We start from the raw sequence: 12424 nt of genomic DNA, 5'->3' as shown, positions 1-12424 counted from the left end.
TCCTTCTAATGGTTATTTTTAATTTGATAAACAAACACTTTCAGATAATTGCCTTCTAAAAAGGTATCCGTCGTCTGGAAATCTTTTGGCAGACGATATAAAGCAAGTTGTTCAAAAGAAACATTTTTGGCATGGAATTCCTCTTCAATCATTGTTTGGAATTGTTCTATCGAGACATTCGCAGCATTTGTAGACGCAATAAGTATCCCGTCTTCTGCTAAAATATCCAGACTATCCTTGACCAGTTCCCCGTAATCTTTTGCTACGCGAAAGACTTTTTTCTTATTTCTGGCAAAACTTGGTGGATCCAATACAATCATGTCATATAAAAATTGTTTTCTTTTGGCGTATTTGAAATACTCGAATACGTCCATAACAATGATTTTTTGCTGATCGACATCCAAACCATTCACTTCAAACTGTTCCTGTGTTTTTTTTAAACTGCGTTTTGCTAGATCGACACTTGTTGTTTCGATTGCCCCTCCCATTGCGGCAGCAACAGAAAAGGCGCCGGTATAACTAAACATGTTCAAAACTGTTTTCCCAGAAGCGAAACCTTCTGCTAATGATCCCCGTACTTCTTTTTGGTCTAAAAAGATCCCAGTCATTAATCCTTCATTTAAATAAACGGCAAATTTGACTCCGTTTTCTTTTACGATCAAGGGTTCCGGTGCCTCTTTTCCGTAAATGAACTGGCTCTCAGGCAGATTTACTGATTCAAACCGAATTTTCTCATAGCCTCCTATGATTTCCGGGTAGATTTCACGAAAAGCTTGAATCAATAATTCACGATGTGCATATAACGTTTCGTTATACCAAGAAAAAACAGCATAGCCTGCATAATAATCAATAATCAGACCGCCGATCCCGTCTCCTTCTCCATTGAATATACGAAAAGCGGTAGTAGAATCATCTGAAAAAAAGAAAGTTCTTTTTTCTTTTGACTTCACAAAAAGTTCTTCAAAAAAAGATTGATCAAATGAAATGTTCTGCTGGCTCAATACCCAACCGATTCCCTTATTCTGCTTTCCTAGATATCCTTTTGCGATAAATTGGTTTTGCGAATCAACTAATTCCACCCATTGCGTGGTTTCTTTTTGGGGATGAGCAAGGTCTTCTTTTTGGATCAGTGGATATCCTTTTTTCAATCGATTGCTTGCTCTTTTTTTTACTTGTACTTTCATTCCTTCACCTGCTTTAGCTTTCTCTTCCCAAGTATAACAAAAAACATAGGACTTGTCTTACTGCTCATTTTTTCATGAAGCTTAAAGAAAACCTTAATGAAACAGCATAAACTTCTGGTTTCAATTGACACTATATTGTCATACTAGTAAAATAAATGAGAATAAGTGAGCTGTGTAACATGGTTTCATGACACTTCTGTGATTAAGAAGTGCAGAAAGGAAGATTATCTTGAAATATATAAAAACACCTGCCTTTTTGAATAAGAGGCTCGGATTTTTTTCTTTACTAGTCGTTTTACTTTGGTTGAAAACGATTTTTGCCTATTTAGTTGATTTCCATCTCGGAATCGAAAGTGGCATTCAATACTTTATCTTGTTTATCAACCCTATTGCAACTACATTGTTATTACTTGGAATTGCTCTTTATATCAGACGCCCTAGAGTTGCTTATATCACGATGATGGTCATTTATTTTCTTTTGACATTGCTTGTTTTTTCGAATGTCACTTATTATCGAGAATTCACGGACTTCATTACGATCAACACGATTTTAGGTGCTGGGAAAGTAGCGAGTGGTCTGGGAGAAAGTGCCATTCGACTGTTTCGCCCATATGATGTGATCTATTGGATCGATTTTATTATCTTGGCTGTTCTGCTGATTGCAAAAAAAATCAAGTTGGACCCTCGCCCGATCCGAGCAAGAATGGCTTTTGCGATCTCTACATTAGCAGTTATGATTTTCTCAGGAAATCTTTTTATGGCGGAAGCTGATCGTCCAGAATTGCTGACTCGAACATTCTCTCGTGATTATTTGGTCAAATATCTTGGCTTGAATGCTTTCATGGTTTATGACGGTGTTCAAACTTACCAGACAAACCAAGTGCGGGCAGAAGCAAGTCCCAATGATATGAAAGAAGTAGAAAATTATGTAAAAGAACATTATGCAGCACCAAATGACGATTTGTTCGGGCTCGCTAAAGGAAAAAATGTGATTTATATCCATTTAGAAAGCTTCCAGCAATTCCTGATCGATTATAAATTGACAGATGAGAATGGTGTCCAGCATGAAGTTACACCTTTCATCAATAGTCTTTACCACAGCAACAGCACGTTCAGTTTTGACAACTTTTTCCATCAAGTAAAAGCAGGAAAAACAAGCGATGCGGAAACGCTGATGGAAAATTCATTGTTTGGCTTGAATCAAGGCTCCTTGTTCACACAATTAGGCGGAAAAAATACTTTCCAAGCTGCACCTGATATTTTAAGTCAAACACAAGGTTACACTAGTGCGGTATTCCATGGGAACGCTGGTACATTCTGGAATCGAAACGAGACCTATAAGAATTTAGGATATGATTATTTCTTTGATTCTTCTTATTATGATGTTAATGATGACAATTCGTTCCAATACGGGTTGCATGATAAACCATTTTTCCAACAATCCGTACAATACTTGGAACGTCTGCAACAACCATTTTATTCAAAATTCATTGCTGTATCTAACCATTATCCTTATTCAAAATTCACCAATGACGAAGCAGGATTCCCGTTAGCCAATACAAATGATGAAACGATCAACGGTTACTTTGCGACAGCCAATTATTTAGATACCGCCGTACAAGAATTCTTCAATTATTTGAAAGAAAGCGGCTTGTATGATAATTCAGTCATCGTCCTTTACGGTGACCATTACGGTGTCTCGAATTCAAGAAATAAAAATCTAGCTGAATTAGTTGGAAAAACAAGTTCTACTTGGACAAACTACGACAATGCACAAATGCAGCGTGTCCCTTATATGATCCATATCCCTGGACAAACACAGGGCGGAATCAATCACACTTACGGCGGACAAGTTGATGCCTTGCCTACATTACTTCACTTACTAGGTGTAGATACAAAAAATTATATTCAGTTAGGACAAGATCTATTCTCGAAAGATCATGAACAGCTTGTTTCTTTCCGTGATGGTGATTTTGTTACACCAAAATATACTTACTACGGTGGTACGATCTATAGTAACGAAACTGGTGAAGCTATTACTGAACCTACTGAGGAAGTACAAAATGAAATTGATTCACTGAAAGAAAAAGTTGATAAACAGTTAGCTGTTTCTGACCAAATCAATAACGGTGATCTTCTTCGTTTCTATACGAATAGTGGATTAGATCCAATCGACACCAGCGACTATGACTATAAGAATGGCTTAGAGAAATTAAAAGAAGCTGAAAAATCTCTTGGTGACAAGTCAACTAGTGTCTTTAGTGAACACAACGGACAATCAACTGTTGATCTTTATAAAACGCAAACGTACCAAGAACTTCACGGAACGACCACAAGTTCTTCCGAATGATAAAATAAATTTAAAAGGAGCAGCGACAAAATTATTGTCGCTGCTCCTTTTTTCGAATAAACAGTGTTCAAAAGCTTGCATCTACGGTAATAGAATAGGGCAGCTTCTTCACAACCTCTTGCTTTTTACAAAATATTTTCTGGTTTTAATTCGTGATTTCACTAAAGGAATTTCATACTTTATTCATATTCATTTTCTATACTTTTTATAGAGGTGAAAAGTATGAAAATAATCCGCTATGCTACTGCTCGATTAATTTATTACAAAAAGCAGACAATACTCTATTGTTTATTTTCAAGCTTTTCTGCTTTTTTATTGATAGCATGCCTGACTCTTTACCATTTGCAATCGGCTTTAGCCAATCAAGTCCAAGATCGGCTTTCATTTATTGGCGCTTCTGCATCTACAGAGCTTCTTCCGGCTTTAGAATTAGCTAGCCGATTTTATATAAAAGGCATATTCAGTTTATTTTTTCTATTTGCCTTCCTTTTTATCTTTTTCTTTTACTATTCAGTCAGGCAAAACAAGCAGGAATTGATCAATTGGCGCCTGACTGGTCTTTCTAAAACCAAATTATTCCTTTTTATTTTCTGGCAGCTGTTCTTTCCTCTCTTTCTTTGTTGTATCTTGGTTTTATTGTGGATCGTCAGCTTCCAGTCAGTTTATGAAGCGCTTCTTCAAAGGATCAATTTTCTTGTCTTAAAGACTACTGAACTGACAGATATTCGTGATATCTTGACTTCGGTAAGCGGACTGACAATTCCGATGGATCAACAGACTTTTTTTACCATCGATTTCCAAAATGATCTTTTTTTCACAGATATACTTAAGGGATTTGCCCAAACTCTTATTGGACTCAGTGGATGCTGTCTCATTCTTAGTCTATTCCCTTTCACTTTTTTTATCCATCATTTGCAAAGTAGGAGGCCTGGACGTAATGAAACCTGAATATTTGATTCATGCTGAACACTTGACCGTTATTTTGTGTCCTCTCGAAAAACAGCATAAAATATTGGAGCACTTGAAAAAAGAGGTTCTTGTTGCAAAACTGGATAATTTTGCGATCATCCAAAAAAATTGGCCGATGTTTCCTTATCTGAATCTTAAAGACCATGTCCTGTTAGATGTACCGGAAAAAGAAATCAAACAAGATCGTTTGGCCTATCAAGAAAAACTTGATATCTCTTCTTCCTTGCTTAATTGTGCGGCAGCTGAGTTGACGTCTTTTGAAAAAGTAAAGCTGCAATTACTTCATGCCTTGCTTTCCAAGCGAAACAATATTGTTATTGAAGATACATTTGATGAACTTAGTGTATTGGAGATCCAAGAGCTACTCCACTTGCTTTCTTATTTAGCTCATGAAGAAAATCAAGGTATCTTACTCTTTACTCATGATGCTACTATTGCCCAAAGTCCTTATATTGATCGTTTAGAGCCCGCGGGCTAAATCAATCATTTTATAGTAAAAACAAAGCGGTATAGAAGATCGATTCATGATCTTTTATACCGCTTGTTTTTTACTCTTCTTTGATTTCTACGTCAGGCAAACGAACAGTGAATTTTGTTCCTTTTCCTAGTTCGCTTTCTACTTCTAATTTTCCTTTATGCAAGCGTACAAGTTGCTGCACGATTGGTAAACCTAATCCTGATTCACCATATTTTGTATTTTTTCTTGAAGGATCTACTTTATAATAACGATCCCAGATACTTTTCATTTGTTGTTCAGACATTCCAATTCCCGTATCTTCAATCGTGATGATCGTTTCAAGATAGCCTTTTTCTAGAGTAATCGTGATTTGGCCGTTTTCAGTAAACTGTATCGCGTTTTGAATAATATTGACCATGATTTGGACAAATCGGTCATAATCAGCGTAAACATCAATATCATCAACGGCTTTCAATGTCAATGTATCTCCTGCTGCTTCTGCTTTAGCTTCTAACTGTGCAACAATATTTTTCAATGTTTCTGTTCCATTGAATTTTTTAATGACCATACTGATTTGATTCGTACGGATTTTTTCATAATCCAAGTTTTCATTCACCAAACGGATCAGACGCTCTGTTTCATTTTTCATCAATTTAATCGCGTTTTCTCGCTGATTTTCAGGGATTGCATTGTATTCTAACCCTTCCAGAAGTCCGTTGATTGTCGTAAGAGGTGTTCTCATCTCGTGAGAAGCATCTGCCATAAATTGTCTTCGACGATTTTCTTGTTCTTCAATTTCTGCTTGAGATTCTTTCAATGAATTCGTCATTTTATTGAAATCATCTGCTAACTCATCAAATTCATCTTTGTCATGTACGGGGAGCTGTACATCAAAATTACCATTCGTCACTTCTTTCGTCGCATTCCTTAACCGATTGATACGCTTAACTTGGAATGCTGCAAAAGCATAGCTGGCAATGACTGCAACGATACTGGAAAAAATAAATCCTTTGAACAGGTTCAGTGTAATTGGACGAACGCTGTTATCGATATTTCGCGCAGGTTGACTAACTACAAGTGCTCCATAGAATTCATGATTCAAATTAAATGGCACAAGTGCGTAAGAGGTCGCCTGTGCTTGTCCTAAAATATTTTTATTCGATGTGAATTTTTCTTGACGTCCATTCCTCAGATTTTTCCATTGATCAGCTGTTAAGGTAAAATTCAGTAAAGCTGTATTAGTCGGATAAATGACACGTTCGTTTTTATCGATAAATATAAAGTTCACATTTTGTTCTGTCAGTACTTGCTCTGTCAGCAGCAGTGCATTTTGAAACGCCTGATCTTGACTAAACTGCGGGAGCGTATCGGCATAGGTTTGCGTTGTCTTTTCAACTGATTCAGCATATCCAAACAGTTGCTGGTAATTGTTTTCTTCAATCGTTTGTTTTGTCAGTTGTGTAAAAGAAACTCCAACGATCAATAAGATCAACGCGACCATTCCGCAAAAAGCTAAGAGTTGCTGATACAAATAACGCATTAGGCAACACCAGAATCATCGAATTTGTAGCCGACTCCCCAAACAGTTTGGATGACTTGTGGTCCGACCTTTTCGATTTTTTGTCGTAATTTCTTGATATGAGCGTCCACTGTCCGTTCATCACCAAAGTACTGATAATCCCAGACTAATTCAAGCAGCTGCTCCCGAGAGAATACTTGACGTGGTTTTTTTGCTAAAGTAAACAATAGATCGAACTCTTTAGGCGTTAGTCCTTCAATTGGCCGGTTGTCCAGATACGCTTCTCGTGTTTTCGTATTCATCTTGAAATGACTAGTCTCGATATCAAAATGATCATCTGAAACTGCTGCTTCTTCTCTTGCTTCTGCCAACTCACTACGACGATGCAAAGCTTTCATTCGAGCAATAAGCGTCAGAGGACTGAAAGGTTTTGTGACATAATCATCTGCCCCCATCTCTAAGCCGATCACCTGATCGCTTTCAGAATCTCTAGCTGTCAGCATGATAATCGGCACAGTACTTGAAACTTTGCGGATCTCTCTTCCTACTAGCATACCGTCCAGCGTGGGCAAATTCAGGTCTAGTGTAATCATATCCCAATGTTGTGGGTTTTCTAAAAAGGCATCGAGCCCTTCTTTTCCATCATACTTGAAAGTTGCTTCCCAACCTTCATTTAAGAAAAACATCTGCATCATTTCAGAAACAGATTGATTATCTTCAATCATTAAAATATTCATTATCGTTCCCTCCAGTTTCCAGGTCATATTTCTGTAATTTCTTTTCTGTCATAATAAAAATAGGCATAATTGGAAATACTAGCAAAAGCATTTCAATCAGAAAATAATTCGTATGCCCAGATGTCTTTAAATAATAGCCGATCAATGCCATCAGTAAGCCCATAAGAAAAAACCAGTTTCCGCTTGTCTTTTGAGCCAGCCGCCAATGAGCGTCTGTTTTTGCGGCAAGAGGCGAATGGTACCCATAAAAAGGCAGATTTCCTTTTGAGGGCAGAATCCGAAAAAGACTGCCAATTATTAAGAATAAGATACCAATACTGAAAAAAATCATTCTTTCCCTCCTAAATTCTCTTCTTATAGTATACTCTAAATTGTTGACTGAACCAATATGTTCAGGAATTCTTCACGAAAGGTTTGTCTTTTGTTCATTCTTTGTTAAGATAAACTTATTCCAATAAAAAAGGAGTTTTATTTGTGTCAAATTATCGTGCAATCACTTTCTTTGATCTTGATGGAACATTACTAGATGCGAAATCAAAAATCACACCCGAAGTGGCAAAAGCTATGAACGCATTAAAAGAAAACAATGTTCTCCCCGTCATCGCTACAGGACGTACAGAAGCAGAAATCCACTCTATCATGGAAGATGCGGGCATTACTTCTGCGGTCACCATGAATGGTTCTTTCATTCGAGTAGACGGCGAAGAAATCTATTCTCAAACATTTTCTTCAGAAGAATGTCAAAAAATGTATGATCATGTACAGTTGAACGGTCATGAACTTTCTTACTATAACGATCAGAAAATCTGGTGTACCGGTCATAGCCAAACAATGATCAATGCTTACGACTTCATTCATTCAGATGTTCCGGAAATTGATCCTTTAGGCTTTAAAGAAAACACAGTAAATATGTTGCTGATCTTATCTCAATCAGGTGACGAATACTATCACGAACATTTTCCTGAGCTAACTTTTTATCGGAATGGTCCTTACTCGATCGATACAGTGAAGAAAGGAATCTCAAAAGGGGCAGGTGTCAAACGTCTGCAAAAAGAACTTCAGCTGGAAAAAGTTCCTACTTTTGGATTTGGCGATGGTCCGAATGATTTTGCCTTGTTGGAAGCTTGCGACAACAAAATCGCTATGGGCAACGCCTATGACGGATTAAAAGAACTTTCTACCTTTATCACAAAGAAAAATACAGAAGGCGGAATTGTCCACGCATTGAAGTATTTTGATCTGATTTAAGATCTTTTTTTTGAAGCTACCTCTTTTCTTAGGAAAATCGCTTATTTTTTCTTAAGAAAAGGGCAGTTATTATATAAATAATGGGATATGATCCGCTTTTTTATTGAATTTATCCCAATATATGCTATACTAATTTTGTATGAAAAATACACGTAACCCTTGTTAGCTAACGGGGACGTTACGGATTCGACAGGCACAGTCGAGCTTGAATTGCGTTTCGTAGGTTACGTCTACGTAAAAACGTTACAGTTAAATATAACTGCTAAAAACGAAAACAACTCTTACGCTTTAGCTGCCTAAAAACAGTTAGCGTAGATCCTCTCGGCATCGCCCATGTGCTCGAGTAAGGGTCCTAACTTTAGTGGGATACGTTTCAACTTTCCGTCTGTAAGTTGAAAAAGAGAACATCAGACTAGCGATACAGAATGCCTGTCACTCGGCAAGCTGTAAAGCGAATCCTTAAATGAGTTGACTATGAACGTAGATTTTTAAGTGGCGATGTGTTTGGACGCGGGTTCGACTCCCGCCGTCTCCATATATGTATGGTTGAGACAGATAAACATGTATGAAAAACGTTGTTAAATCAACGTTTTTTTATTTTGGTCAAGGAGAGAAAAGTAGAGAAATGCAAAATTTTTTGCATTGATTTTGCATTCAAAAAAGCATTCAAACATTTAGAAATCCCCAATACGTATTCAGGAAAATCTATTTTAAGGTTTACAAAAAGAACTTTTGTTCGTACACTCTTTTTGAGGTAAACGTTAAGTTAATGAAAGGTAAAACATAGTTATGGTTTAAGTATGTTCCTTCAAATAAGTTTTTTAATTATAAACTCTAGAGAAATTAATTCATCCTAACATAAAATAATTGTTCACTCAAAAGTTTTTCTAGAACAATTAAAACAGCAGGCTTCTCATTCGCTATACATTTGTAAGAAGTAATAATTCTTGTACTAAAAGGCGTAATTGCTTTAATTATTTTTTGACTTCTCTTCAAACACAAGAAGTAGTTGTGTAATAATTGCAGAAATAAGGATTCCAATAATAGATATAAAATTTGACATGGAAACGTCTATAACATTTAAAGAATAAAGTGTTGAAGAAAGTAAACTGATTGAAATAATCCCTCCGTAAAAAATAGTCTGTGAAAATACCCACTTTTTTTCAGAAGACGTACTTCGTTTGGTTCTAAAACCTATCCCTGCATTTCTACTCTTATCAAAAAACCAAATATTTAGAAGTAATAATATTGCTATTATTAAGATAAAATTACTGTAAAAATCCAAAAGCTATCCTCCTAGCAACTATTTAAATGCCCAAAAAAATTACGTCTAGATAATATCATACCTACGTTTTCACTTATAAATTTTTTCATAAAAAAAGCGTTTAGAAGCATAATCGTTAATACAGATGGTAACCAATGTAACTGGTTTGAACTGGGATATCACCCTCTCCATGTATTGCTAAGACTAATAGATACTATAAAAGACTTGATAGTTTTGCATTGATTTTGCCTAATACTGAGCATAGGTGTATGCTAAACGATACTATAAGGAGTGTGTACATAATGAAAAGAATTCTGTTTATCAGTTTATCAAATTTATTGTTACTTACTGCTTGTGGGACTTCTGCATCAAAGAACATACCTTCAGATACGCAAATTTCGAATAGTATCGATTCAACAATTTCTACAAATGAGAAAAATTCTCCGGTAGAAACTTCCGATATAAAAGTTTCTACCTCTGCAAAAAACAGGGTAAAGAAACTGTCAGCACGTCTCCTTTATTTCAAACAAACTCTGAATTAGCTTCTTCATCTTTTTCAGCAAATAATGATGATAGTTTCGCGTTTACTCCTAACTAAATGCAACCTTTACAAATGCTTTACGATAACAAGCCTGAGCTAAATGATCCTGATATCAGTTTTGCATTTTTTGAAATGATTGGATCGGATGATCTTTTTAAAACTACTAGTTTGTCTATCCGAAAATAGGACAGTTCTGGCGGTATAGGTTTTTATCGAGTTTCTCCACCAGGCCTCGTTACAGAAACAGATTTTCTAGGCGAACCTTTTGAATAAATCAAAAATCATGAACAATCACTGCCAACTAAATAAAGTGTCTTCAAAAGCTTGGTCTTCTCGCTTTTGAAGGTACTTTATTTAAATCTTTATGAAACTAAAGTATGTTCATATTTATTGCTGTAGTTATATAGATATTCTGTTGTTTCCAACTCATAAATGTGAGTATATTTTGCCACTACTTTTCCGCATTTTTCTAATATTTCATTGCGATCGACGTCATGATATTCGTCTACGCAGATCACAACACAATTTTCTAATTTACTGATTACTTCTCCAACCACTTTTTGTTTCAAGCCAATAGGTTGGCAAATATATTTTCTTCCTAAAATGATAGTTTCGTTATTCATATTTCATCCATCCTTAATGTGTTTTTCATTATTCAAAATGATAATACCATTAAAATATGATTATGAAAAACAATAACACTTGTGATTTTATAAAAAAATAAAAAAACCGAAAAACAGAAATGCCCACTGTCTTTCCGGCTCTTTTTATTCTTGATTTCTCTTCTTTTTTGTTTCAATAGACGATTTTAGTTATTAATAAATGAAAAAGCATTTATATTAAAATTTGCTAATAAAAGATCTACATATTTTTCTAGAAATGCTTGATCGATTTCATCATACCCTTTCGTTACTCCGCAATCGATATCTAAAACACCGATTAAATTACCTTCTTTTACCATTGGCACTACGATTTCTGATTGTGCGGCTGAATCGCAGGAAATGTAATTTGCATGGGTTTTGACATCATCAACGATCAATGTTTCTTGTTTTTTAGCTGATTCTCCACAAACTCCTTTTCCCATCTTGATACGTGTGCAAGAAACTCGCCCTTGGAACGGTCCTAAAATCAATTCATTACCATCGAATAAATAATATCCTGCAAAGACAGTCTCAGGCAAAGTCTCATTCAACAATGCAGATGAATTTGCTAAATTTGCTAACCAGTTATCTTCTGCTTCTAATAATCCTTGTTGCTGTAATAATAAAATTTCGTATGCATCTTTTTTCTGTTTTTCTGTCCACATGATAAAAACCGCTCCTTTTTGATCTATGGAGAAGATTATAGCTCAGTTTTTTTGTAAACGCTAGGTTTCCTCCTCAAAAAAACGAGATACGTCAGGTTGATCACCTTGAACGCATCTCGCTGTCTTTTTCTATTCTGCTTGTTGGATTTCTGCTGCTAAATCAGCATAATCAATCGTTTCGTGAACAAAAGTCGGATCATCAACTGGAAAATGCTGTACAAGGGACGTGATGCGGCTAATCTCAACTTTTCCTTCAGCCACTTCAAAATCCATTACATGTCCGCCAAATGTATGTGTATCATCGATAAAATGCAGGTGAAATCCCGCTGCAGCAACTCCTTGGAATAATTCAGGCGTAAAGAACCCGACTAATGTTCCTTGGACATTGCTTTGTTGGAATTCTGGTTGAGACTCTGAAATTTTTGCTAGTCTTCTGTAAGGTTTTTCTTGCTTCGGCATGATACGGATGTGCATATTTTTGAATAATCCAGTTATCTTCACTGCCAAAAATAGGTTTTCCCCGGCTTCTCTTACTAATATGTCTTTTTTCAATTGTTCTCCATCTGCAGTTTTTGAGACAGAAAAACTAGTATCTGGCGTAAAATCTGTAATTGCTGCATAGGGGGTAAGTTCACTTCCATCTAATTGGGCAACTGAGCCATCTGATCTTCCTTGATAAGCTACGCCATCTAAAAAGATGACTTCACCATCAAGTCCATGCAATGTTCCCAATCCCAGAGTTCCTTTTTCTAATATATGAGCAATCGTTTCTGTTCCATCCATCAAGCCGGCCATCAAAGCTCCTAATGTCCCGTGCTGGTATAAGATTTTTTCAGTCATGTCGACACT

At 36.1% G+C, this 12424-nt stretch carries 13 protein-coding genes and 1 other RNA gene; 6 read left to right on the top strand and 8 right to left on the bottom strand.

Annotated elements, in window-relative coordinates:
* Positions 1 to 5: 5 nt before the first annotated feature.
* The gene (locus OS139_RS04280; protein ID WP_325066810.1) at positions 6 to 1184 is read right to left on the bottom strand and encodes a class I SAM-dependent rRNA methyltransferase; all 1179 of its coding nucleotides are present in this window, start codon (positions 1182 to 1184) and stop codon (positions 6 to 8) included.
* 229 nt (positions 1185 to 1413) lie between these two features.
* Here OS139_RS04280 and OS139_RS04275 point away from each other — a divergent pair, with 229 nt between their 5' ends.
* From OS139_RS04275 to OS139_RS04265, 3 genes are all read left to right on the top strand, one after another.
* Complete coding sequence (locus tag OS139_RS04275) at positions 1414 to 3534, top strand: LTA synthase family protein (protein WP_002306399.1); 2121 nt, start codon at positions 1414 to 1416, stop codon at positions 3532 to 3534.
* A gap of 222 nt (positions 3535 to 3756) precedes the next feature.
* Entirely contained in the window at positions 3757 to 4482 is a 726-nt protein-coding gene (locus tag OS139_RS04270; RefSeq protein ID WP_325066809.1) for a hypothetical protein, read from the top strand.
* On the top strand, positions 4472 to 4981 hold the full coding sequence (locus tag OS139_RS04265) for a hypothetical protein (protein WP_002331483.1): 510 nt from the start codon (positions 4472 to 4474) through the stop codon (positions 4979 to 4981). The genes OS139_RS04270 and OS139_RS04265 overlap by 11 nt, the downstream gene beginning before the upstream one ends.
* Before the next feature lie 70 nt (positions 4982 to 5051).
* Here OS139_RS04265 and OS139_RS04260 read toward each other — a convergent pair whose 3' ends face one another.
* From OS139_RS04260 to OS139_RS04250, 3 genes are read right to left on the bottom strand one after another with little or no spacing between them, the layout of a single operon-like run.
* Positions 5052 to 6500, bottom strand: a complete 1449-nt coding sequence (locus OS139_RS04260) for a sensor histidine kinase (protein WP_002302594.1) — start codon at positions 6498 to 6500, stop codon at positions 5052 to 5054.
* Entirely contained in the window at positions 6500 to 7216 is a 717-nt protein-coding gene (locus tag OS139_RS04255) for a response regulator transcription factor (protein WP_002293942.1), read from the bottom strand. The genes OS139_RS04260 and OS139_RS04255 overlap by 1 nt, the downstream gene beginning before the upstream one ends.
* A complete protein-coding gene (locus tag OS139_RS04250) occupies positions 7197 to 7547 on the bottom strand; it encodes an SdpI family protein (protein ID WP_002288595.1) in 351 nt (116 codons plus the stop codon). Before OS139_RS04250 ends, OS139_RS04255 begins: the two co-directional genes overlap by 20 nt.
* Before the next feature lie 143 nt (positions 7548 to 7690).
* On the opposite strand from OS139_RS04250, the gene OS139_RS04245 reads away from it, so the two are divergent.
* Positions 7691 to 8464, top strand: a complete 774-nt coding sequence (locus OS139_RS04245) for a Cof-type HAD-IIB family hydrolase (protein ID WP_002288592.1) — start codon at positions 7691 to 7693, stop codon at positions 8462 to 8464.
* Between the two features lie 171 nt (positions 8465 to 8635).
* Positions 8636 to 9002: a transfer-messenger RNA gene (ssrA, locus tag OS139_RS04240) on the top strand.
* A gap of 432 nt (positions 9003 to 9434) precedes the next feature.
* Here ssrA and OS139_RS04235 read toward each other — a convergent pair.
* Positions 9435 to 9749 carry an SdpI family protein gene (locus OS139_RS04235; protein WP_002331484.1) on the bottom strand — a complete coding sequence of 105 codons (315 nt, stop codon included), beginning with the start codon at positions 9747 to 9749 and terminating at the stop codon, positions 9435 to 9437.
* Between the two features lie 281 nt (positions 9750 to 10030).
* Between OS139_RS04235 and OS139_RS04230 the strand changes: the two genes are divergently transcribed.
* Positions 10031 to 10270: a hypothetical protein gene (locus tag OS139_RS04230; RefSeq protein ID WP_002321266.1), complete on the top strand. Its 240-nt coding sequence runs from the start codon at positions 10031 to 10033 to the stop codon at positions 10268 to 10270.
* A 361-nt stretch (positions 10271 to 10631) separates the two neighbouring features.
* On the opposite strand, the gene OS139_RS04225 is transcribed toward OS139_RS04230, so the two are convergent.
* From OS139_RS04225 to budA, 3 genes are all read right to left on the bottom strand, one after another.
* Positions 10632 to 10892 (bottom strand): hypothetical protein, encoded by a 261-nt coding sequence (locus OS139_RS04225; protein WP_325066808.1) that lies wholly within the window; start codon positions 10890 to 10892, stop codon positions 10632 to 10634.
* A 185-nt stretch (positions 10893 to 11077) separates the two neighbouring features.
* On the bottom strand, positions 11078 to 11575 hold the full coding sequence (locus OS139_RS04220; protein WP_002306328.1) for a GAF domain-containing protein: 498 nt from the start codon (positions 11573 to 11575) through the stop codon (positions 11078 to 11080).
* Positions 11576 to 11704: 129 nt separating this feature from the next.
* On the bottom strand, positions 11705 to 12415 hold the full coding sequence (gene budA, locus OS139_RS04215) for an acetolactate decarboxylase (protein ID WP_002306327.1): 711 nt from the start codon (positions 12413 to 12415) through the stop codon (positions 11705 to 11707).
* Positions 12416 to 12424: the final 9 nt, after the last annotated feature.

Source organism: Enterococcus sp. E4-223 (genome assembly GCF_035727065.1).
Taxonomy (GTDB): Bacteria; Bacillota; Bacilli; order Lactobacillales; family Enterococcaceae; genus Enterococcus_B; species Enterococcus_B faecium.
Note: the sequence above shows the minus strand (reverse complement) of the source record. Positions and strands in the feature narration are given on the sequence as shown.

Bases quoted from the DNA above. Each gene is read 5' to 3' on its own strand.
- OS139_RS04280 (WP_325066810.1), bottom strand. From the start codon at position 1,184: ATGAAAGTACAAGTAAAAAAAAGAGCAAGCAATCGATTGAAAAAAGGA.
- OS139_RS04230 (WP_002321266.1), top strand. From the start codon at position 10,031: ATGAAAAGAATTCTGTTTATCAGTTTATCAAATTTATTGTTACTTACT.
- OS139_RS04220 (WP_002306328.1), bottom strand. From the start codon at position 11,575: ATGTGGACAGAAAAACAGAAAAAAGATGCATACGAAATTTTATTATTA.
- OS139_RS04255 (WP_002293942.1), bottom strand. From the start codon at position 7,216: ATGAATATTTTAATGATTGAAGATAATCAATCTGTTTCTGAAATGATG.
- OS139_RS04250 (WP_002288595.1), bottom strand. From the start codon at position 7,547: ATGATTTTTTTCAGTATTGGTATCTTATTCTTAATAATTGGCAGTCTT.
- budA (WP_002306327.1), bottom strand. From the start codon at position 12,415: ATGACTGAAAAAATCTTATACCAGCACGGGACATTAGGAGCTTTGATG.
- OS139_RS04225 (WP_325066808.1), bottom strand. From the start codon at position 10,892: ATGAATAACGAAACTATCATTTTAGGAAGAAAATATATTTGCCAACCT.
- OS139_RS04265 (WP_002331483.1), top strand. From the start codon at position 4,472: ATGAAACCTGAATATTTGATTCATGCTGAACACTTGACCGTTATTTTG.
- OS139_RS04270 (WP_325066809.1), top strand. From the start codon at position 3,757: ATGAAAATAATCCGCTATGCTACTGCTCGATTAATTTATTACAAAAAG.
- OS139_RS04260 (WP_002302594.1), bottom strand. From the start codon at position 6,500: ATGCGTTATTTGTATCAGCAACTCTTAGCTTTTTGCGGAATGGTCGCG.